This window comes from Acidobacteriota bacterium, from assembly GCA_018268895.1.
Classification (GTDB): Bacteria; Acidobacteriota; Terriglobia; order Terriglobales; family Acidobacteriaceae; genus Edaphobacter.
The window spans coordinates 307,040-327,945 of sequence record JAFDVP010000007.1 but is presented as its reverse complement, the minus strand read 5'-3'; the positions used below and the strand labels follow the sequence as shown (position 1 = coordinate 327,945).

The window sequence follows — 20,906 nt, the reverse complement described above, 5'->3', positions numbered from 1 at the left end:
GCATCTCGAACCATCTTTTCACTGCACCGAGGCTCCCACGATCCCACCCGGCACTCCTCATACGTATAAAGAAAACTTAGGAAACACCCGGAAATCGCCCCTTTTTGGCCCCTTGAACCACAAAAACCGGAAAAACCCTAAAAAAACCTGTGGAAACCGGAGAAATCGGGTTGACAAAGCCTTTGAAAAGGCTGAAGGTGAATTGCGGTACGGTTTCTCCGGACCCGCATGAACACTGACGATTCGCACGTTCTGAACCGCGCGACTCAGGTGATTTAGGACGGGCGAGGCGGGCGGCCCCAAATTTACAAACTGATCCACGAAGGAGCAACACACATGGCAAAGGGATTGACCAAGACAGCACTCATTCGCGCACTCGCAGAAAAGCTCGAGCTCACCAACAAGCAGACCGCGGCCTTCCTCGACCTGCTCGCCGAGACCGCCGTCAAGGAGACCAAGAAGAACGGCGAGTTCACGATCCCCGGCATCGGCAAGCTGGTCAAGGCTGAGCGCAAGGCCCGCCTCGGCCGCAACCCCCAAACCGGCGAGACCATCAAGATCAAGGCCAAGACCGTGGTCAAGTTCCGCGTCGCCAAGGTTGCGAAGGACACCATCGCTCCCCCGAAGAAGTAGTTCCATCACGCCTCTCAGGGGGTGATGGAAGCAGCAAGGCCCTCCCATACCGCAGCGCGTCCGAACGCTACAACGCGCTGCGGTAGAAGGAATTAGAAGAGCCCGCACCTCGCATCCATATCGAGGCACCGGGCTCTCTTGTTTCTACAGTTCGTGCGCAGCAGGCCTGGGCACAAACGCCCGTGCGATGAGCGAAACTCCCAGCGAAACCAGCACTCCCTGGATAATGAGGAACGAGTTGTACCTCCACCCCAGGGCGGCGAACGAAATGAAGACGCCCCAGAAATAGATCTCGGCCAGCGCCGCCAGGCCCCATGCGGGCTTTACCGTCGAAGACTGCACGCGCGGACGAAACGAGGGGAAGAAGCGAGGGACCTCGGCGCAGTAGGCGCGATACGGCTCGCCCAGCTTCTCTGCAAGGAACGCCTCTTCGGCGCCGACTAGCCGCAACTGAAACAGCCCGATGGCCACGACAGTGAACAGAGCGCCACTGGGCAGCATCAGCAGCGCCAACGCCAGCGCATGAACAAACGTTCCCCAGTAGAGCGGGTTTCGCATATAGCGGTACGGCCCTGCGGCCACAATGCGGTTGCCGTGCAGCGACGCATCGTTGACAATGCCCGCGCCCAGGTACGCTGCACCCCAGGTGCGCAGCCACGCGGCCTTCAGCGCCCATGCGATTCCCAGTACGAGCACGGCATCGGTAGCCACGCTGAAGCCCAGCCAGCCGTGCCGCGCAAGTTGCGCAGCCAGCCACTGCCACGTGCGCACTGTGTCCAGATGCAGCCAGTAGTTCCACGGCGTTGCAAAGCCAAGCACGAAGACGATCGTGTGGATTAGATAACGAAATCGAAACTCAAACGCAGATGCTTTCATTTTTTCGGGGCGAAGCAACTGGGCGCGCGGTGCGCCCATTCCTTTAGCGAGACATTGAACTCCAGTCCAGTTTATGCGAGTAGATGGCCGGGTGCCCCATCCTTGCGCAGCAAACGTGCTAAACCACCCGCCACCGGCAGCCGATAAACAACAGCAAATGCCGCCGCCATCCAAAGAGCGCCGCCGCTCACCTCGCTACGGCTGCCATGGCCCCGCCGACTTCCGCGTCCACAACTGGTACCTGCGCCGAGGACGTATCCTCGATCTCTGCCTCGACGGCTGCCTGCTTCAGCCGAACCTCTCCACCGGCTACCGGCCTGGCGATGTCATCGACCTGCGCTTCGAGATCAACCATCTCTGCTTCCGCGCCAGTTGCATCGTCCGCCGCGTCAACCCCGACAACACGCTGGGCGTCGAGCTGCTCAAGCTCAGCGGCCGCAATCATGCGCAACTGGCCGAACTCATCGCCGAACTGGACACCTCCGATAAACTGATCCCATGACCGCGCTCATCTTCCGCCTGCGCAAACACGCTGACTACCAGCGCGTCTACCAGGCCAGCCGCAAACAGTTCTCGAAGCAGATGAGCTACTTTGTCGCCGCGCGCCCGGCCGATTCGCATTTCATCGAACCCACTCCCCGCGTCGGACTCACCGTCGGAAAAGTGATGGGCAAGGCCGTCGACCGCAACCGCATCAAGCGCCGTATGCGCGAGGCCGTGCGCCGCAACCTTCACGAACTCGCGCTGCCGGTCGACGTCATCCTGCACCCGCGCCGCTCCGTCATCGATCTCGACTTCGCCACACTAAGCCGCGAGGTCGCGCAGGTCTTCCGCAACATTCAGAAGACAGAGAGTAAACAGGCAGGGAAACCCGTAAAGTTGTCATCCTGAGCGGAGCGCAGCGAAGTCGAAGGACCTGCGTTTTGCCCCCCGGCAACGCTTTACGAGGTCAGAGAAAAAATGCAGGTCCTTTGACTCCGCGTTCGCAAAAACGCGAACGCTCGCTCCGGATGACAGCGTGTGGGCGGGATGAACCCATCTCCGCCTCCTTCAACTGAGCGAAGCCGCGCTGGTTGCCTCATCCTCGCATCGCGAAGGGTGGGAGGGAACGATGGGTTCATTCGTGCGAGCGCAAGCGCGTAAACTGGCCACGCACCTCAAACGAGGCACCTCATGCTCCGCATCGCCCTTCTGTTCTCGCTCGCCCTCCCGGCCTTCGCGCAAACCGGCGACGAGGTCCGCGCCGTCGTCGTCCTCGCACGTCATGGGGTCCGCGCGCCCATCGAAAACGAGACGCGCTCCAGCGCCTTCAACGCGCTGCCTTGGCCCGCATGGTCCGTCTCCCCAGGCACACTCACGCCGCACGGCATCGACGCGCTCAGGCGCATGGGTGAGTTCTACCGCCAGCGCTACGCCTCGCTGCTCAGCGCCGGATGCGACAGCATCTCCGTCGAGTCCACCAACACCTCGCGCACGATTGCCTCGGCAAAGGCAACGCTCTCAGCTGTCGTGCCCAACTGCGTCATCGATGTTCACACCGATCTCGCGCAGGACCCCGCTACCCTCGACCGCGCGCGACTCGCCGACGCCCTCGGCGGGCGCATGGGCAACCAGCCCGCGTGGTTCGAGCACGCCTTCGCCGCGCCGCTCACCGAGATGCACAGCATCCTGACCACATGCAGCGCGAGCGACAAGGATTGCAAGCCGAACCAGCCCGACTTTCGCGCCACCATGCTCGAAGTCGCCACCGCACCCACCATGAGCCAGCCCGGCTCCGCGCGTCCGAACGCGCGGCTGGTGCCCCGCGACTCAAGCAAGGAGAGCGCCGTCGCCCTGGGCGCTGACTTCGCCGAAAACTTCCTCCTCCAATACGTCGAAGGGCTGCCGATGCAGCAGGTCGGCTGGGGCCGCGTCTCACGCCCCACACTCGACCGGCTGATGGAGATGAACACGCGCTACCACGACTTCATCCTGCGCACGCCCTACTACGCCGAGCAGGCCGCGGGGCCACTTGCGGAAAGAATAAGCTCCATACTGAGAGCGAAGGCGCACGAGACAGAGTCCGGCACGCACATTGAAACGATGCCCGACCTGCCGCGCTTCTACTTCCTCTCCGCGCACGACGCCAACCTCACCTGGCTCGGCGGCCTGCTGCGCATCGACTGGCTCGTCTCCGACGAGACCTTCAACGCCACCCCGCCCGGCTCCGCGCTCGTCTTCGAGCTGCACCACAACGCCCGCACCAATGCGGATACCGTCGAGGCCTTCTTCATCGCGCAGACACTCGACCAGATCCGCAACCTCACGCCGCTCACCGGCGGCCTGAAACCTTCCATCTCGCCCATCTACATCCCCAACTGCAGCGGCCCTGCACCCGCCTACGCCTGCTCGCTCAACGACTTCACTGCCGTAGTGGCGAACGCAACCAGACCCGGTAGCATCTCGACCCCCTGAGGAAAACCGCTCTAGCCGCTGAGGGGATCTTTGCGGACCAAATAAGAGGCTCCCTAGCCGAGCCTTAACTCTGGCCCATTCAAGAGCCTCTGAAAGTGCTCGACGAGCTGTGCAACGTGCAGGCCGTCCGTCAGCGCATGGTTCACGTGGATCGACACCGGCATGGTAGTGCGGCCATCCGCTTCGGTGATCTTGCCGAAGGTGATGCGCGGGGCGGAGTCGTTGCCCGAGAGATCGCGCGCGTGCGAGATCGAGGTGAAGTCGAACCACGGCAGCACCGAGTAGCGAATCAGATTCACGTCGGGATAGCGGTCCAGATCGTCGCGCTGCTTCACCTCGTCCACGACGCGCGAGGCTTCGGTCACGAACTCCCCGATGTCATCGTGAAAATTGTAGTGACCGAAGCCAATGGTTCCGTTTGCGCGCCCCACGGCGCTGCCGCCGTTGATCCGTTCATAGCGCCACACCGCACCGTCGACGATGCGCGTCCTGAAGTTCTCCACCATGTGCGCGGCCGCAAGCGAGCGATGCACCAGCGACAAAAACACTGAGAGGCGATGCTGCTTCGCGTAGCGAAAGGTCTCCGTGCAGTCCACGCGAAGGCACACGCCGTGGTAAGGCTCGGCAAATGTGCTGAAGAGGTTGAAGACCGCACGGCGCTCCCACGTCTCCATATCGATCCGCTGCCTGCTGCCGACGGTGAGTTGCTGCATGGTCCTATGCTAACCGTGACGGGCGGGAGCCCGTTTGCTGTGAAGACCCAGGCGATTGCCTGCTTCGCTCTATTTTTGGATATTCGTGGGCCGGCTACCGCCTATTGACTCCGGGGGAAGGTTTCGGACTGCCGCGACAGGGAATTCCACTGTGCCTGCATGGTCTCCATCCATGTCGTGCACGCCGATGCGGAGATAATAATTTCTTGTCGGGAACACTGATCTGCTGAACGAAATGCAGCCCGCCGCGAAACAGCGCTGCATATTCTGCCCGCGAAAGATTGGTGTGGACTTCGTTTCCTGCACGAGTGATGAGCTGCCCGTCCTGATCGTAGACATAGGTGACGAACTGCATCTGGCCGGCATAATTCCCGTCAGCCGTTGGGTGAGAGGTATTCACGCCCTTCGCAATCAATCTGCGAAGGGGTGGGTACCGGTCGATGTTCGGTGCGAGACCCTGGGTTTTACTCGTAACGGATCGCCGTGACCGGCTCGATCCGCGAGGCCCGCAGCGCAGGCAGGAATGAGGCTGCGCAGGCGACGGCCGTCAGCGCTACGATCGATCCGGCGAAGACCACGGGGTCGCGTGGCGACGTCTCGTACAGAAAGCTCGCGAGCACCTTTGAGAGCATAACGGCGGCGGCCACACCAGCTCCGCAGCCGATCACCGCGACCATAACGTTCTCGCGGAAGATCATCGCCATCACTCGTGAGCGCTGTGCCCCGAGGGCCATGCGAATGCCGATCTCGCTGGTACGTCGCGCCGTGGCGTAGGCCAGCGTGCCGTAGAGGCCAATGGCCGTCACCAGCAGGGCGCAGGCGGCGAAGAAGAGGCCGAGCACAGCCATCATTCTCTCCGCGCCGACCGAGCTTTCTATCAGCTCGTCGACGGGACGCATCACGGGAGCGGGAATCGCAGGGGCCAGCCGCGCTGCCAGCGAGCGCGCGGCGGCGGCCAGCGGGGCCGCAGGGCCGTCGACGCGCAGCACGGCCGTCAGCGACGGCTTCGCCTCCTCAATCTGCTGCATGGGCACGTAGGCCACCGGCCCGGCAGGCGTGCGCACATCGCGATACTTTGTGTCTCCCACAACGGCCACCACCTCGAACATAGCCTTGCTTCTGGTGTGGATCACCTGCCGTCCAACGGCGTTGCCCTCGGGGAAGAGCTGCTTTGCCGCAGTCTCGTTGAGAATCATCTTCGAGCCCGATGCCTTGGTATCGCTCCAGGCGAACTCGCGACCTTGCAGCAGAGGGGTCCTCATGGTCTTGAAGTAATCGGGCCCGATACCGTTGAGCCACAGCAGGTGCTGACCTCCGCCGGGGGCCTGGTAGTAGCCGTTCCATCCCCGCGCCGACAACGGAACCATTGACTCGAAGCTCACGTCCTTCACGCCGGGTTGTGCGCGCAGCCCGTCGCCGATCTGGCGGTATATCTCCATCAGCTGATCGCCATCCAGTTGCTGCTTGTCCATGCTGAAGGTGATGTTCACCAGACCTTTGGGATCGAAGCCGAGGCCTGCGCGATAGAGCTTGACCAGGCTCGACGCCAGCAGCCCCGCGCCCGTGACAAGCACCAGTGCAAGCGCCACCTGCGACGCCATCAGCACACGCGGGAGCGTCTTGTTGCGTTCGCGCGCGTTGCTTGCGTGCTGGCCTTCCTTGATGTGGCTGTTCAGGTCGCCGCCGGTCGCCTGTAGTGCCGGAACAAGGCCGATCACAACCGCCGCCGCAACGGAGATGATCGCTGCGAAGAGGAAGACGCGCATGTCGAGCGAGGTATCGAGGGCGACGCCCTGCGCCGCGTCCCTTCCTCCCATCAGCATCACGGCCAGCGAGTGGCTTACGACCGGGGCGAGCGCGAGGCCGAATGCGGTTCCCGCTACGGCGAGCAGAAGGCTCTCGACCAGCAGTTGCCGGATCAGGCGGCTGCGTGTGGCTCCCAGTGCGAGCCGCGTCGCCAGCTCGCGCTCGCGAGCGGCACCGCGCGCCATCAGCAGACTGGTCAGGTTGAGGCAGGCGAGCAGAAGAATTCCTCCGCACATGGCGAACATGGCGACTAGCGGCTTGCGAAAGAGGACGCGCACGTAAGCGAAGCCGTTGGAGCCTGACTCGACCGTAAAGTGGAAGTGACCCTTCTCCGCTTCCGTGATGTGCCTGGGATCGTTTGTCGACTCAAGCAGGATCGGCATCGACACTGGAAGCAGCGCGGCATTGGCCTGCTCCTGCGTTACGCCGGGCTTGAGACGTGCCATCACCGTCAGCCACCATGCGTGAACCCCGGCGTTGATGTGGTCTCGCGGCGCGTCGATGATCGGGTCGGCCGACAGGGGAGCGTAGATCTCGGGCCTCTGCGTCGGGTCGGCTCCCGTAAACCGCTTAGGCATCACACCGACGACGGTGAATGGCGTATTGGCGATCACCAGCTTGCGTCCGACCACATCGGTGGCGCGGTCGAACCAGCGGCTCCAGAAGGCTTCGCTGATGACAACGGCGAGCCCCTCCGGGCTTCCGCCAACCTGGTCATCGGCAGGCGTCAGATAGCGGCCCAGCAGAGGCGCAACCTGCATCGCTTCAAAGTACTGTCCGCTCACCAGCGCGCCGCGGATATTCTCGTTGCCCGACGGCCCCTTCACCTGTAGCGTGTCGTCGTTGTAAGCAAAGACATTCGTAAACGCATCGCGACGCGCTTCGAGGCCGCGAAAGTAAGGCGTACAGAACGCGTACTCCGGCTGCGGGCCACCCTCTTCCGTGCGCAGCACCACCATCTGTGCGGCGTCGGGCACTGGCAACGGCCGCAACAGAAGGCCGTTGATGAGCGAGAAGACCGCCGTATTCGCGCCTACGCCGAGCGCAAGCGTCAGCAGAGCGATCGCTGTAAACCCCGGCGACTTCGCCAGCAGGCGAGTCGAAAATTTTATGTCGCGGACGACGTTTTCCAGCGCGCGGAACTGCCATACCTCGCGCAGCCGCTCCTGCCAGCGGCTGGCGTTGCCGAATGCGCGTTTCGTCGCGGCGACAGCCTCGGCCTGCGAGCGGCCCTCTCGCTCGAGACGCTCGCGCATCAGCGCCTGATGGAACTCCAGCTCCTCCGTCATCTCGCGGTCCATACTCTGCCTGCGAAACAACGACTTCATGCGCCCCAAAAACTCATGTATCGCAGGAAGCATATGTTCTCCTTACGAAGCCTGCATGACAAACGCTACTGCCGCTGAGAGCCGCGCCCAGCGCTGCGATTCGGCGGTGAGCTTTTTGTGTCCTTCAGCGGTTAGCTGGTAGAACTTGGCGCGGCGGTTGTTCTCCGAAGCACCCCACTCGGCTTTGAGCAGGCCACGAAGTTCGAGCCGGTGCAACGCCGGATAGAGCGCACCCTCCTCCACCTTCAGCAACTGTTGCGATGTCTGGTGGATCCACTCCGCTACCGCGTAGCCGTGCAGTGGGCCGCGCAGCAGGGACTTGAGAACGAGCATCTCCAACGTGCCTTGCAAGAGTGCGCCGGAGTCGTTGTTTTCTTCCCTAATCATCTTAGGGGTGAGGGTAGCGATGACCGCTGAATCTGTCAACTTACTTGTGACGGACAGCACTACTCGTCTCACAACTGCCCGGGTGCCCCATCCTTGCGAAGCAAGGGTGGGATGAATACGTTCGTGCTGATTTGTAGAGTGTTCATCCCACCCTTCGCGATGGAACTGCGAAGGATGGGGCACCCGAGCGTAATACCCCTAATTTGGGTGGGTTAGGAAGAGGTTCGAGCTTCGCTCAAATGATCCCACATCTGGCGATAAGACCGCCAGATATGGGGCACCCGGCTACCTTGCTGACCTGATAGACTTTAACCATGCAGGCGGCCGGACGATCGCTGCCGCGCGGACCGCAAGGCGAGCGCGGGGGAGGAAAGTCCGAACTCCGCAGGGCAGTGTGCCGGATAACGTCCGGGACGGATGGTTCAAGCCATCCGGACGGCCAGTGCAACAGAGAACATACCGCCTCAATCGCAAGATTGGGGTAAGGGTGAAAAGGTGCGGTAAGAGCGCACCGCGCGGCTGGTAACAGACGCGGCATGGTAAACCCCACACGGAGCAAGACCAAATAGGCAGGGACTTCGCCGTCACTCTCCAGGCGGCAAAGGCGTATCGGCCCGGTGCGCCCAGGCGGAGAGGCCCCGCAAGGGGCAGCCGAAACCTGCGGGTAGGTTGCTAAAGCGCCGCAGTAATGCGTCGCGTAGAGGAATGATCGTCTAAAACAGAATTCGGCTTACGGGCCGTCTGCAAAAACCGAATGGCCCCGTGAACCGCGAACACGGTTCCGGGGCCATCAACATTTAAACCTGACGGAAGCAGGCATCTGGCAGCCTGCTCTGTGAAGACCAATGGTTAGCCGAGAGGGTGGAAGCTGACCAGGAAGGTGACAAACAGCAGACCAAACGCGATGACCAGCGCGGGCCACCAGCGGTCGATCCAGGGCTCCGATTCATGCGACGAACTCATTCGACTCTCCTTTTCCTGCTTCCCATCCTACCATCCTGCGCAGAGCACCCAGGCATTGTCCAACAACTGTCGGGGTAGCAGAACCGCCGGAAACCTGCGAAATCGAGGAACCTTCTCCGGCAAAATACGTATTCTCTGTGGGATGGACGGTATCGCATTCCCCCGGCCGGACTGATACCCTCAAGCCTGTCCATCACCAGAAGAAGTTAAAAAAACAGCTATGGAATTCAAGGAAGCCGTCAAAATCGCCCTGCAGTCCTTGTGGGCCAACAAGCTGCGCTCGGTGCTGACGCTGCTGGGCGTCGTCATCGGCGTGACCAGCGTCATTGCTGTGGTCACGCTGGTCAACGGCGCTAACACCTATGTGACGACCAAGCTCTCCAGTTATGGGGCGGACGTCTTCACCGTCTCGAAGATGCCGCAGATCATCACCAGCCCCGAGGAGTACCAGAAGTTTCAGAAGCGCAAGAACGTCCTCTTCGACGACTACAAGTACGTCGCCGCAAACTGCAAGCTGTGCACGGGTATTGGCGCGCAGCAGGCGTCGACCGGCAAGGTCGTCCGCGGCACACAATCGACGACCGATACCACCATCCGCGGCTATACCTGGCAGATGCCTTCGCTCCAGAACCTGAACATCGAGCAGGGGCGCGGCTTTACCGACGCCGATGAGGAGCACGCCTCGCACGTGGCCATCATCGGCACCGACATCCAGGACCACCTGTTTGCGGGCGTCGACCCTATCGGGCAGGAGCTGCGCGTCGACGGCCAGCCTTATACCGTGATCGGCGTCAGCGAAAAGCAGGGGAGCACCTTCGGCGCCAGCCAGGACAACTGGGTCGCCGTGCCGCTGACGGCGTATCAGCAGAGCTACGGCACATCGAAGACGCTGACGATCTACGTGAAGGCCGGCGCCGCGGGCGAGGTGCTGGAGACTGCGGCCGACGAGGTGCGGGTGCTGGTGCGGGCCAAACGGCACGACGCTCCCGGCGCGCCCGATTCCTTTGAGCTGGACACGAACAACACGCTGGTCGGCTTCTTCAGCATGATCGCAAGCTCCTTCGGCGCCGTCGCCGGTGGCGTGGCGCTGATTGCGCTGGTGGTCGGAGGCATCGTGATCATGAACATCATGCTGGTGAGCGTGACCGAGCGCACGCGCGAGATCGGTATCCGCAAGGCGCTGGGCGCGCGGCCGAAGGACATCATGATGCAGTTCCTGATCGAGTCGGGCACGATGGCGCTGGTAGGAGGCATCTTCGGCGTGATGGGAGGAATCATCGTCGCCGAGGCGGTCACCATCCTCGCCGGGTTCCCCTCGGCCGTCGCCGTGTGGAGCGTCTTTGCCGGGTTGTTCATGGCCACCAGTACGGGGATCTTCTTCGGCGTCTATCCTGCGCGAAAGGCTGCCATGCTGGACCCGATTGTGGCGTTGAGGGCGGATTGAGATGCGAATCGCCGATACAAAAGAGACGGTAACGATGGCGCTCGACACACTGCGCGCCAACAAGCTGCGCAGCGGCCTGACGATTCTTGGCATCGTCATCGGCGTGATGACCGTCATCATCATCTCGTCGGTCATCAATGGCCTGAACTCGAACGTCTCGAACCTGGTGGAGTCGCTGGGGACCAACGTCATCTGGGTCTTCCGCTTTCCCGTGATCGGCGTGCGCCCGACGACCGAGATGCTGACGCGCAAGCAGTTGACCTACGACGACGCCATGGCGATGCGAGACCTGCCGCACGTCGTCGCCGTAACGCCGGGTTTGCAGTACCGCGACCAGCGCGGCGTGCAGGGCACTGTGGCGGTGAAGTACGGCTCCAAAAATATCGAGGGCACGGTGCTCGAAGGCGACACGGCGAGCGTGAAGGACGTCTACGATCTCGATATCAAGGAAGGGCGTTTCTTTGAAGACGGCGACGTGGAGCGCGCCGCCAACGTCGTCGTGCTCGGCAACGATACCGCGGACATGCTCTTCGACGTGCAGGACCCCATCGGCAAGGACGTCACCATCAGCGGCATGGTGTTTACGGTCATCGGCGTGATGGGCAAGCGTCCGCAGGCCTTTGGAGGAGGTAAGAACCCCGAGGACAACAAGGCGTACTTCCCGGTGACGACCTTCCACAAGATCCACCCCGAGGTGCTGGACTACTGGATCAGCCTGAAGTTCGACGACCAGAAGAACAAGGCGCTGGTGCAGGACGAACTGGAGGAGCTGTTGCGGCGCAGGCGCAAGGTGAAGAACGACGCGCCGGACAACTTCGCCATCTTCGGCACCGACTCGCTGACGCGGCTGTGGGACCAGATCACCTTTGGCTTATTCGCGCTGATGCTGTCGCTCTCGGCCGTGGGGCTGATGGTGGGCGGCGTGGGCGTGATGAACATCATGCTGGTCTCGGTGACGGAACGCACGCGCGAGATCGGTGTGCGCAAGGCCATCGGCGCAACCAGGCCCATGATTATGACGCAGTTCACGCTGGAGGCGATGACGCTGTGCGCCGTCGGCGGCATCATCGGCGTGCTCGGCGGAAGCCTGATCGGCTACTCGATCCACTTCTTCTTTCCGGCGGCGCTGTCGGCGGCATGGATCTTCACGGCCTTCGCCTGTTCGTGCGGCATCGGGCTGATCTTCGGGATCTACCCGGCGTGGAAGGCCGCCAATCTGAACCCGATCGAGGCCTTGCGGTATGAATGAGCGGTGAGGCAGATGGGGGAAGACGGTTCGCGCGTTGCGCGAATGTCCCACACATGCGATGAAACTGCACGTATGGGGCACCCGGCAGTGCAGTCCCAGTATTTTGTCATCCTGAGCGGAGCGCAGCGAAGTCGAAAGGACCTGCATTTTGCACGTGCCAATGGATTACTCCTTGGGAGATGCGAAATACAGGTCCTTTCGACTGCGCGGTTGCGCCGCTTCGCTCAGGATGGCACTTTTCTCGGATACAGTAGGTACCCGGCCATCGTTCATTTCACGGTCTTGAGAAAGGCGATGACGTCCTTGCGTTCCTGCGGCTTAGCGACATGGAAGTCCATGTTGTTACCGGATACAAAAGCGTCGGGATCGGTAAGCCACTGGTCGAGTGTGGTGTCGTTCCATACGATGCCAGCCTTCTTCAGTGCGTCGGAGTATACGAAGCCCGCATAGCTTCCTGATTTTCTGCCATAGACGCCGCCCAGCGCCGGGCCTTCGCGACTGGTTTCGATCGCATGGCATCCGGTGCATCGCTTCTCAAAGACCTGCTTGCCTCGCGCGGCATCGCCCGGCGAAAGCGACGCTCCGGAGTCAGCAGGCGTAGCAGGAGACATCTCGTGCGACCACGCAACGAGACGCTGAATCTCTGCGTCGGTAAGGTTGGCGTCGCGATGAATCAGTGTGTACTGCAATACGGGCATCTTGCGCGAGCGCGCCTGCTGCACGATCTTCGCCGTCAGCGTCTGCCGGTTGTCGGCGGAGTAGGTGTCCCACAGGGTGAGGTTCATCTCGTCGCGTGCCTTCATGATGTCGCGCTCCATCAGCCAGGAGAACGGCGCGAGATGGCCGTAGAATGGCGCGCGCGTCTGCGTGGAGTGACAGTCCGCGCATTTGGCGATCAGCGTCGCACGCACCTCCGGCGGTACTGAGGAGTGCTGCATGATGCTGCTCTGCGGCGTCTTTGTCTGGGCATAGAGGCCCGCGTCACCGAAGGGATGAACGCGGGCCAGCACGAGCGATAGCGCAAGCGTTATCGTCGAATAAAAGACAATGTTCCAACGTTGCATGTCTATGACTTATCCAGCGATGCGTCGATGATGGCGAGATGGCTGTGGCGCGCGATGTAGTTCACCTCGGTGATGCCGAGGACGCTGCGCAGCTTGCCAGCGGGCACCACTATCGGCCCGGCGTTCGGAGCCTTGCCCGGGGCAGGTTGCGGAAACGCCGTCGAGGTTGCGGTGTGAAACGCCACGTTGCCCTCGACCTTCTGCACCACCTGGTGAATGTGGCCGTTGAGCACCGTGACCGAGCCAAAGCGCTTGAGGTACGAGAGCGCCTCCGCGCCGTCCTGCGTACCCCAGCCCCACTCCGGGTAGACCATCCACAGCGGAATGTGCGCGAAGATGACGATCGGCGTCGAGGCGGAGAGCGCTGCGAGATCTTTCTTGAGCCAGCTCAACTGATCCGGCCCCAGCTTGCCCATGGCATCGATCTGAAGCACGTTGTTCAGCCCGATGAAGTGCACGCCCTTGTGGTCGAAGCTGTACCAGCCGTTGCCCACCGTGCCTTTGCCGAAGCGCTCGCGGTACAGCGCGCCGTCGTCGATGGCGGTGTCGTGCTCGCCGGGAACGTAGAAGGTCTGCCCGGCGCGCGCGCCCCTGACGATCTGCTGCGCGGTGTCGAACTCGCTCGCCTTGGAAGACTGCGTGATGTCGCCCGTATGCAGCAGAAGGTCAGGCGCTGTGGGGAGGGCGTTGATCTTGTCGATCGCCGTCTTCAGCGTGCCCGTAACATCCTGGTTGGCGGCCTTGTTGAAGCCGATGTGGCTGTCGCTGATCTGCACAAAGCTGAAGCTGGAGCTGGCGGTGTGCGCGGCCTGGCCGGTCGCGGCAAACAGTTTGGACGTGGGGACTCCGCCTGCCATCGTCCACAGCAGGCCGGTGCCTGCCCAGGCCATGCAGCTCAGAAAGTTTCTGCGGTCGATCCCGTCGTTCGCGGCTGTCTCTGTTGTTGTTGATGGCTCGTGCGTGGGCGTGGGGTTATCGTTATTCTTCATCTCGTAGCTCCTCTGCCGACGTAAACTGCGGGCAGAGGAATTTATTTCATTCGCGATGAAATAAATTCAGGGCCCCCCGGTTCTCATCGTTAGAGCGAGAGGAGAGGCGAGTCAGGCGATGCGGTTGTTGCCCTGGAAACGCGCGGCTACAGAAGGTGCGGTTCAAACGCCTGCGTTTGAGGACCTCGCGCTGCCGCTGCTGCCTTCGCTCTATAACGTGGCCTCGTGGCTTTGCCGCAATCCAGCCGAGGCGGAGGACCTGGTGCAGGAGACGTTTCTCAAAGGCCTGCGCGGCTTTGCCGGTTTTGAAGCAGGCACAAACTTTCGCTCCTGGATCTTCCGCATCCTGCGCAACACCTTTCTTACATCACGTGCGGGACTCGCGGCGCGAAGAACAGTAGCGCTGGACGATGAGCTGAACGAGCAGGACGACTCCGGCCCCGCTGCGTATCCCGAGGCTGTGATCGACAGGCAGTCGCCCGAAGTAAACCTGTTGCGTATGTCCGACCGTGCCGCCGTCGAAGCGGCAATGGAGCAGCTTCCGCCGCAACTGCTGGAGGTCGTTCTGCTGTGCGACGTCGAAGAGATGAAGTACAAGGAGATCGCTGCCGTACTCGACGTTCCCATTGGCACAGTGATGTCGCGCATCTCGCGCGCGCGGCAGCAACTGCGTGAATCGCTCAACACCTATCGTCCGGCAGTCAGGGGGACCGGCGCATGACCGAGCATCTGAGTGCGGCAACCCTAAGCGCGCTGGCCGACGGCGAGCTCTCTTCCGCGCAAATGGCCAGCGTCAACGAGCACCTTGCCGCGTGCCCGCCCTGCACCTCAAACGCGCTGGCACAGGCATTGCTGAAGACCACGGTCGCAAGAACGGGCCAGCGCTACACCGCCCCGCCCGGCCTCAAGGAGCGGCTTGCCGGCATGGCAAAGCAGGAGCGTGAACGATCTGAAGAAGCCCGTCGCGCGACGGAGACAAGGTCGTCCGATAAAGGCCGGTGGGGAACGTTAGGTTGGGGCGCAGCTGCCGCTGTGCTCTTTCTCGCCATCGGTGCCGGTGTCTGGCAGCGGTCAGCTCTTCTGTCGTCGCAGACCGTAAGCGAGGTATGCGACCAGCACATCGCCACACTCGCAGCCAATGCGCCGCCGCAGGTGATCTCGTCTGACAGGCATACCGTCAAACCGTGGTTCCAGGGCAAGCTGCCGTTCAGCTTCAATCTTCCGGAGAACCTTCCGGCGGATACAACGCTGGACGGAGCCAACCTGACCTACCTGCATAATCGCCCGGTGGCGCAGCTTCTCTATAGCCTCGGCAAGCATCGCGTCTCGGTCTTCGTTCAGCAGCGATCCTCTGCAATTCCATTGAAGGGCTTGCGCGCCGAGCGCTCCGGCTTTCACGTGGACGGCTTCGTCACTGGCGACCTCGAAGCCGTCGCCGTCAGCGACGCCGATCAGGCAAGGCTCGCCGATCTGGTGAGCAGGATTCGATCGGTGCAGACGAAGTAAAAGTTCTTCCATGACAAAGCGTCGTTGCGATCCTCGACTTAAGCTCGCTTTGGATGAATCCGCTTCGCCGGGTGCCCCACCCTTCGCGGTTTCATCGCGAAGGGTGGGAGGAACCAGGCACGAACGGGCACGAACGAAATTCATCCCACCCTTCACTTCGTGAAGGATGGGCACCCGCCGATTTGTTGCTGGGGAAAATTGCACAATGCAGGTCCTTCCCATTCGACTTCGCTCAGGGCAGGCTCTCCGCTGCGGCTCGCTCAGGCTGACACTTTTAATAAACAGGTAGAACGAAACAACAACGAACACACGCATTCTCCCCGAGCCGGTAGACTGAAAAGATGCTGGCGACATGGATTGCAGGTGTCACGGCGCTGCTCGCCGTAGCCGGAATCGTCTACATGGCGCTGGCGCTTTGGAGCGCACGGGACTTCGACCGCACCGTGCGGCGACGCGCGCAGACTGGGGAGTTCGCCCCCGGCGTCACCATCCTGAAGCCGGTCAAGGGCGTGGACCAGCGCATGTACGCCGGGTTCGTCAGCCACTGCAAGCAGGAGTACTCCAGCGCCTACGAGATCGTCTTCGGCGTCTCGAGCATGGACGACCCCGCCGTCGCCGAGATCCACCGCCTGATGGCCGAGTTCCCCGAGCGTGCGATTCGGCTCGTGCTCTGCGCCCAACGGCTGGGCACCAGCGGCAAGGTCAGCAACCTGGTACAGATGTTGCCCGAGGCGCGGTACGAGCACGTGATCGTAAACGACAGCGACATCCTCGTCTCGCCAAACTATCTGACGCGCGTGATGAACGTCTTCGCGCCGCGCGGCGAAGCGAAGCCCGTCGGCATGGTCACCGCTCCCTACATCGGCCACAGCGCCGACCGCGCGGGCCTGTGGTCGCGGCTTGAAGCGCTGGGTATCTCCACCGAGTTCTTCCCCGGCGTGCTCACGGCGCGGAAGCTCGAAGGCGGCATCCGCTTTGGACTGGGCTCGACGCTGGCGACGACGAAGACTGCGCTCAACGCTGCCGGCGGGCTCGAACCCCTCGTCGAGTACCTCGCCGACGACTACGAGATGGGCGCGCGCATCGCCGCCGCCGGCTATCGCGTGGAGCTCTGCGACGAGGTGGTCGAGACCTCCGTACCCGCATATACCTTCCGCGGCTTCGTCGACCATCAGCTGCGCTGGTCGCGATCCACGCGCGACTCGCGCAAGCTCGGCTACGTGGGGCTTGGCATCACCTACTGCCAGCCGTGGGCCATCTTCGCCTGCATCGCCAGCGGCTTCGTCTTCGAGAGCTTCACGCTGCTCACCCTCGCCGTTCTGGTGCGCGTGGCCGTGGCGCTCGCGATCGGCGTCGGCATGCTCGGCGACCGCCAGGTGCTGCGCGACCTGTGGCTGTTGCCGGTGCGCGACCTGTTCGCCCTCGGCTTCTGGGCGTGGAGCTTCGCCGGCGACACCATCGTGTGGCGCGGCGAACGCTTCCACCTGCGCAACGGCCGCATATTGAAATAGGCACGAGCTTCTTCCTTCGGCAACAGTCAACCGGCGAGCAAATACCAGGCTCGACGAGCTTCCCCTTAAACCGTCATTCGTCACTTCGTCCCTGCTCTTTGCGAACTGGTCACATTTGCGGAACCTCGTGACGTGGCCCGCGTCTCTCCTCACACGAGGTGAGCCATGCGATGCTGCCCCTCCTTCCTGCGCGGAGCGACGCGCACACGCGCCCTGACGTCGCTGCTTGCCGCATCCTTGTCTGTAATCCCGGCACATGCCGTTGTCCCGCTCCCCGGGTCGCAGGACACAGCGCAGCGTATCGCCCGCTATCAAACGACAATCGCTAACGCAGCCGATCTGAAGCTGACCGAGACCCAGCTTGGCAATCTGTGGGCAAAGATGGCCTCCGCCTATCAGGACCTTGCGCAGTTCACTGAAGCCGAGACCGCCTACACGCACGCTCTTGGCCTGTTCGAGCGCGGCCATGCGCTGGAGAGTTATGCCGTAACGCTGGGCGACCTGGGCTCTCTGTATGGAATGACCGGGCAACTCGATGCACAGGAGAACTGCCGCAAGCGTTCGCTGGCCATCTTCGAAAAACTCGGCGAGCCCCTGCAGATTGCGCGGGCGCAGGCATGGCTTGCCGATGGATACCTCCTCATGGGCAAGAACAAGCTGGCGGAGCGCTACTCAGCGCAGGCGGTCCACGCCATGGCAACGTTGCCCGATGCGACCGACGAGAGCCGAGCGTCGGCGATGGTGACGTTCGTCTATGCCTCGTGCCAGAACAGTCACTGCGGCGAAGGCCTGCGCGCCGCAAAGCTGGCAATGCAGATCGTCGGCAAAAACTTCGATGCCGACTCGTTCGCTTCGGGCCAGACGCACATGGCGCTCGGCTTTGCGGAAGACCGCACCGGCGACCGCGTCGATGCAGAGCAGGACCTGCGCGAAGGCCTGCGTGTCCTTCGCCTCGACCTACCCGCAGGCCACCCTCTTCTGACAAACGCCTTGACGCTCTACCGCGACTTTCTGAGGGAGAATCATCGTGATGCCGAAGCAAAGCGCATCGGCGATGAGATCGAGCATCGCAACGGCTCCGCCCAGACGGTAAGCGTCTACGGCCTGCGCCGGCCATAGGCTTTCTGTAGGCTGCGTTCCTGCATTCACCATGCATTTCACTTGCTTGGTGCCGATGTTCGGGTGCCCCATCCTTGTCGTATGGCAAGGGTGGGATCAATTTGTTCGTACCGGGCAAGAAGGTGTTCCTCCCACCCTTTACTTCGTGAAGGATGGGGCACCCGGACTTCCTCACGATGACAAAGGTTGGAAGAAGGCTTCCCTCAGGATGGCAACGTGGTGAAGGGCTGCGCGGAACGTTCATTAAGCAGAAAAGTGCGTCCTTCTCTCCATCCCAGCGTCAAATAGGTAAAAATAAGTACATCTAACAGGACTTCCTTCAATACTTTGGCCAGCTATCTGATTACCGGCGGCGCGGGATTCATCGGGTCGCATCTTGCTCATACGCTCGTCGAGCGCGGCGAAACCGTTCGCGTCCTCGACAACTTCGAGACCGGCCTCGAAAAGAATCTCGCCCCCATCCGCGACCGCATCGATCTTCGCAACGCGGACCTGATCGATGCCGACGCCGTGCGCAGCGCCTGCGAGGGCATGGACTACGTGCTGCACCAGGGCGCGCTGCCCAGCGTCCCGCGCAGTGTCAAGCAGCCGCGTCCCAGCCACGAGACCAACATCGGCGGCACCTTCAATCTGCTGGAAGGCGCGCGTCTGGCCGGGGTCAAGCGCGTCGCCTATGCGGCGTCCTCGTCGGCATACGGGAACCAGCCGGGGTTTCCCCGCGTAGAGACCATGAGTCCGCAGCCGCTGTCGCCGTATGCGGTGCAAAAGCTGACGGGCGAGCTTTACATGCAGGCCTACTGGAGGGTCTATGGCCTGGAGACGGTGTGCCTGCGCTACTTCAACATCTTCGGCGCGCGTCAGGTCCCCGACTCGCCCTACTCCGGCGTCATGGCACGGTTCATCCTGATGATGATGCGCGGCGAGCGGCCCACGATCTTCGGCGATGGCGAGCAGGGCCGCGACTTCACCCATATCGACAATGTGGTGCGGGCCAACCTGCTTGCGCTCGATGCCCCCGCAACTTCTGTAGCCGGTCGCGTGTTCAATATCGCATGCGGTCAACGGCATACGCTGAACGAAACCTTCGGGTTGCTAGCAACCTTACTCGATTTCAGGCATCCACCTATATACGGACCCGAGCGCGAGGGCGATGTTCGTGATTCGCTTGCGGATATCTCGGCCGCCCGGGATGGCCTGGGCTATGTGCCTCACGTAGGCTTTGAAGAAGGCCTGCGCCGCACCGTAGCCTGGTACGGGGACGAATTCGCTGGGTCGTCAGGACCGGACATAGAGTAAAACAAGGAAGAGTAAATAGAGTGACCCCGATCAACTTTGCACGAACTCCAGACACTCAGACCGGCACGGAAGGTCCGGCCGGCCTTGAAAGCATGGCAGCCTGGCTGGAGGCCGTCGACCGTCGCACCGCAAAGGTTGGCATCATCGGGCTGGGCTACGTGGGCCTGCCGCTTACGCTGCTCTTCAGCGAAGAGAAGTTTCGCGTCACCGGCTTCGACATCGACACAACGAAGGTGGAGAGCCTGAACGACGGCCGCTCCTACATCCACCGCATCGAGACGGGCCACATCCGCGCGGCGCAGAAGTCCGGCTTCCGCGCCACCTCCGGCTTCGCAGAGATCGCTCAGATGGACGCCATCCTGATCTGCGTTCCGACCCCGCTCAAGGATGACCACGCGCCCGACATGAGCTACGTCACCTCGACCATCGAGGCGATCGCGCCGCACCTGCGCAACGGCCAGCTCGTGGTGCTTGAGAGCACAACCTATCCGGGGACGACCGAGGAGATCATCGTCGAGACCATCAACCGGCACGGCCGCGCCAGAGGGGTGCGGGTGCTGCGCAGCGGGCCGGTGGCGGTGGGCGCCAGCCGCGCCTCCACCGCGCTGGACGGCGTGATGGTCGCTTTTTCTCCCGAGCGCGAGGATCCCGGCAATATGATTACGCCGCGCCGCGAGATCCCCAAGGTGATCGGCGGCGTCGACGCGCGCGCCACCGCGGCAGCCGCCGCGCTCTACGGCTCGGTCTTCGCCAGGACGGTCGAGGTCTCCACGCCCGCCGCGGCCGAGATGACCAAGCTGCTCGAAAACATCTACCGCTCGGTGAATATCGCGCTCGTCAACGAGATGAAGCAGCTCTGCCTGAAGATGGGCATCGACATCTGGGAGGTGATCGAGGCGGCCGGAACCAAGCCCTTCGGCTTCCAGGCCTTCTACCCCGGCCCCGGAGTCGGCGGACACTGCATCCCGGTCGACCCCTTCTACCTCAACTGGAAGGCAAAGCAGTTCGGCTTCCAGGCAAAGTTCATCGAGCTGGCAGGCGCGGTCAACGAGGCCATGCCGCAGTTCGTCATCGAGACCACGGCGCGCGCGCTGAAGCGCAAAGGCATCCCGCTCAAGGGAGCGAAGGTGCTTGTGCTCGGCGTCGCTTACAAGCGCGATGTCGACGACCTGCGCGAGTCGCCCGCGCTCGAGATCATCGAGATGCTCCGCCACCAGGGAGCCGAGGTCGCCTACAACGACCCCTTCTTCGAGAAGGTCGGCCACGGCCGCCACTACGCCCTCGACATGCGGTCCACGCCGCTCGACAAGGTAGGCGAGTTCGACTGCGTGCTGGTCCACACCGACCACTCGCTCTACGACTTCGCCGAGATCGTCGAACAGGCAAACCTGGTCATCGACACCCGTAACGCAACACGCGCGATCGACTCCTCGAAGATCGTTCACTGCTAAGCGCCTAAAAAGATTGTCGTCCTCGGCGAAGGGTCTCAATCAGCTTGTTCATTCTGAGTACCCTTAAAATTTGTCATCCTGAGCGAGCCACAGGCGAGTCGAAGGACCTGCATTCTT

18 protein-coding genes and 1 other RNA gene are annotated in these 20,906 nt (G+C 62.3%); 13 read left to right on the top strand and 6 right to left on the bottom strand.

The genetic code is table 11. The annotated features are described in order from the left end of the window. Nucleotides 1-336 precede the first annotated feature (336 nt). On the top strand, nucleotides 337-633 hold the full coding sequence (locus JSS95_08900; GenBank protein ID MBS1799927.1) for an HU family DNA-binding protein: 297 nt from the start codon (nucleotides 337-339) through the stop codon (nucleotides 631-633). A 144-nt stretch (nucleotides 634-777) separates the two neighbouring features. Here JSS95_08900 and JSS95_08895 read toward each other — a convergent pair whose 3' ends face one another. After that, nucleotides 778-1,509, bottom strand: coding sequence for an isoprenylcysteine carboxylmethyltransferase family protein (locus JSS95_08895; protein MBS1799926.1), 732 nt, complete (start codon nucleotides 1,507-1,509; stop codon nucleotides 778-780). Nucleotides 1,510-1,666: 157 nt separating this feature from the next. Here JSS95_08895 and JSS95_08890 point away from each other — a divergent pair, with 157 nt between their 5' ends. From JSS95_08890 to JSS95_08880, 3 genes are all read left to right on the top strand, one after another. Continuing rightward, nucleotides 1,667-2,011 carry a PilZ domain-containing protein gene (locus tag JSS95_08890; GenBank protein ID MBS1799925.1) on the top strand — a complete coding sequence of 115 codons (345 nt, stop codon included), beginning with the start codon at nucleotides 1,667-1,669 and terminating at the stop codon, nucleotides 2,009-2,011. Further along, nucleotides 2,008-2,400 (top strand): ribonuclease P protein component, encoded by a 393-nt coding sequence (gene rnpA, locus JSS95_08885; protein ID MBS1799924.1) that lies wholly within the window; start codon nucleotides 2,008-2,010, stop codon nucleotides 2,398-2,400. The genes JSS95_08890 and rnpA overlap by 4 nt, the downstream gene beginning before the upstream one ends. Before the next feature lie 282 nt (nucleotides 2,401-2,682). Next, entirely contained in the window at nucleotides 2,683-3,963 is a 1,281-nt protein-coding gene (locus JSS95_08880; GenBank protein MBS1799923.1) for a histidine-type phosphatase, read from the top strand. 53 nt (nucleotides 3,964-4,016) lie between these two features. Here the strand turns inward: JSS95_08880 and JSS95_08875 are convergent, their stop codons facing one another. The 3 genes from JSS95_08875 to JSS95_08865 all read right to left on the bottom strand — a co-directional run bounded on the left by JSS95_08875 (nucleotide 4,017) and on the right by JSS95_08865 (nucleotide 8,197). Beyond that, entirely contained in the window at nucleotides 4,017-4,676 is a 660-nt protein-coding gene (locus JSS95_08875) for a chloramphenicol acetyltransferase (protein MBS1799922.1), read from the bottom strand. Between the two features lie 464 nt (nucleotides 4,677-5,140). Next, the gene (locus tag JSS95_08870; protein ID MBS1799921.1) at nucleotides 5,141-7,843 is read right to left on the bottom strand and encodes an ABC transporter permease; all 2,703 of its coding nucleotides are present in this window, start codon (nucleotides 7,841-7,843) and stop codon (nucleotides 5,141-5,143) included. A 9-nt stretch (nucleotides 7,844-7,852) separates the two neighbouring features. Further along, complete coding sequence (locus JSS95_08865; protein ID MBS1799920.1) at nucleotides 7,853-8,197, bottom strand: PadR family transcriptional regulator; 345 nt, start codon at nucleotides 8,195-8,197, stop codon at nucleotides 7,853-7,855. 316 nt (nucleotides 8,198-8,513) lie between these two features. Between JSS95_08865 and rnpB the strand changes: the two genes are divergently transcribed. From rnpB to JSS95_08850, 3 genes are all read left to right on the top strand, one after another. Then, nucleotides 8,514-8,946: RNase P RNA component class A (rnpB, locus tag JSS95_08860), an RNA gene on the top strand. Between the two features lie 434 nt (nucleotides 8,947-9,380). After that, complete coding sequence (locus JSS95_08855; protein MBS1799919.1) at nucleotides 9,381-10,604, top strand: ABC transporter permease; 1,224 nt, start codon at nucleotides 9,381-9,383, stop codon at nucleotides 10,602-10,604. A gap of 1 nt (nucleotide 10,605) precedes the next feature. Beyond that, a complete protein-coding gene (locus JSS95_08850; GenBank protein ID MBS1799918.1) occupies nucleotides 10,606-11,853 on the top strand; it encodes an ABC transporter permease in 1,248 nt (415 codons plus the stop codon). 269 nt (nucleotides 11,854-12,122) lie between these two features. On the opposite strand, the gene JSS95_08845 is transcribed toward JSS95_08850, so the two are convergent. After that, nucleotides 12,123-12,917: a heme-binding domain-containing protein gene (locus tag JSS95_08845; GenBank protein ID MBS1799917.1), complete on the bottom strand. Its 795-nt coding sequence runs from the start codon at nucleotides 12,915-12,917 to the stop codon at nucleotides 12,123-12,125. A 2-nt stretch (nucleotides 12,918-12,919) separates the two neighbouring features. After that, nucleotides 12,920-13,906, bottom strand: coding sequence for a metallophosphoesterase (locus JSS95_08840; GenBank protein ID MBS1799916.1), 987 nt, complete (start codon nucleotides 13,904-13,906; stop codon nucleotides 12,920-12,922). 118 nt (nucleotides 13,907-14,024) lie between these two features. Between JSS95_08840 and JSS95_08835 the strand changes: the two genes are divergently transcribed. From JSS95_08835 to JSS95_08810, 6 genes are all read left to right on the top strand, one after another. Continuing rightward, nucleotides 14,025-14,627 (top strand): sigma-70 family RNA polymerase sigma factor, encoded by a 603-nt coding sequence (locus tag JSS95_08835; GenBank protein MBS1799915.1) that lies wholly within the window; start codon nucleotides 14,025-14,027, stop codon nucleotides 14,625-14,627. Then, nucleotides 14,624-15,412, top strand: a complete 789-nt coding sequence (locus JSS95_08830; GenBank protein MBS1799914.1) for an anti-sigma factor — start codon at nucleotides 14,624-14,626, stop codon at nucleotides 15,410-15,412. The genes JSS95_08835 and JSS95_08830 overlap by 4 nt, the downstream gene beginning before the upstream one ends. Before the next feature lie 341 nt (nucleotides 15,413-15,753). Beyond that, entirely contained in the window at nucleotides 15,754-16,923 is a 1,170-nt protein-coding gene (hpnI, locus tag JSS95_08825) for a bacteriohopanetetrol glucosamine biosynthesis glycosyltransferase HpnI (protein ID MBS1799913.1), read from the top strand. Nucleotides 16,924-17,088: 165 nt separating this feature from the next. Further along, entirely contained in the window at nucleotides 17,089-18,042 is a 954-nt protein-coding gene (locus JSS95_08820; GenBank protein ID MBS1799912.1) for a tetratricopeptide repeat protein, read from the top strand. A gap of 327 nt (nucleotides 18,043-18,369) precedes the next feature. Further along, nucleotides 18,370-19,338 (top strand): SDR family oxidoreductase, encoded by a 969-nt coding sequence (locus JSS95_08815; GenBank protein MBS1799911.1) that lies wholly within the window; start codon nucleotides 18,370-18,372, stop codon nucleotides 19,336-19,338. A 92-nt stretch (nucleotides 19,339-19,430) separates the two neighbouring features. Continuing rightward, entirely contained in the window at nucleotides 19,431-20,789 is a 1,359-nt protein-coding gene (locus JSS95_08810) for a nucleotide sugar dehydrogenase (protein MBS1799910.1), read from the top strand. The last annotated feature ends 117 nt before the right edge of the window (nucleotides 20,790-20,906 follow it).

Coding starts and splice junctions, on each gene's coding strand:
- JSS95_08900 (MBS1799927.1), top strand. CDS start 337: ATGGCAAAGGGATTGACCAAGACAGCACTCATTCGCGCACTCGCAGAA.
- JSS95_08895 (MBS1799926.1), bottom strand. CDS start 1,509: ATGAAAGCATCTGCGTTTGAGTTTCGATTTCGTTATCTAATCCACACG.
- JSS95_08890 (MBS1799925.1), top strand. CDS start 1,667: ATGCCGCCGCCATCCAAAGAGCGCCGCCGCTCACCTCGCTACGGCTGC.
- rnpA (MBS1799924.1), top strand. CDS start 2,008: ATGACCGCGCTCATCTTCCGCCTGCGCAAACACGCTGACTACCAGCGC.
- JSS95_08880 (MBS1799923.1), top strand. CDS start 2,683: ATGCTCCGCATCGCCCTTCTGTTCTCGCTCGCCCTCCCGGCCTTCGCG.
- JSS95_08875 (MBS1799922.1), bottom strand. CDS start 4,676: ATGCAGCAACTCACCGTCGGCAGCAGGCAGCGGATCGATATGGAGACG.
- JSS95_08870 (MBS1799921.1), bottom strand. CDS start 7,843: ATGCTTCCTGCGATACATGAGTTTTTGGGGCGCATGAAGTCGTTGTTT.
- JSS95_08865 (MBS1799920.1), bottom strand. CDS start 8,197: ATGATTAGGGAAGAAAACAACGACTCCGGCGCACTCTTGCAAGGCACG.
- JSS95_08855 (MBS1799919.1), top strand. CDS start 9,381: ATGGAATTCAAGGAAGCCGTCAAAATCGCCCTGCAGTCCTTGTGGGCC.
- JSS95_08850 (MBS1799918.1), top strand. CDS start 10,606: ATGCGAATCGCCGATACAAAAGAGACGGTAACGATGGCGCTCGACACA.
- JSS95_08845 (MBS1799917.1), bottom strand. CDS start 12,917: ATGCAACGTTGGAACATTGTCTTTTATTCGACGATAACGCTTGCGCTA.
- JSS95_08840 (MBS1799916.1), bottom strand. CDS start 13,906: ATGAAGAATAACGATAACCCCACGCCCACGCACGAGCCATCAACAACA.
- JSS95_08835 (MBS1799915.1), top strand. CDS start 14,025: ATGCGGTTGTTGCCCTGGAAACGCGCGGCTACAGAAGGTGCGGTTCAA.
- JSS95_08830 (MBS1799914.1), top strand. CDS start 14,624: ATGACCGAGCATCTGAGTGCGGCAACCCTAAGCGCGCTGGCCGACGGC.
- hpnI (MBS1799913.1), top strand. CDS start 15,754: ATGCTGGCGACATGGATTGCAGGTGTCACGGCGCTGCTCGCCGTAGCC.
- JSS95_08820 (MBS1799912.1), top strand. CDS start 17,089: ATGCGATGCTGCCCCTCCTTCCTGCGCGGAGCGACGCGCACACGCGCC.
- JSS95_08810 (MBS1799910.1), top strand. CDS start 19,431: ATGGCAGCCTGGCTGGAGGCCGTCGACCGTCGCACCGCAAAGGTTGGC.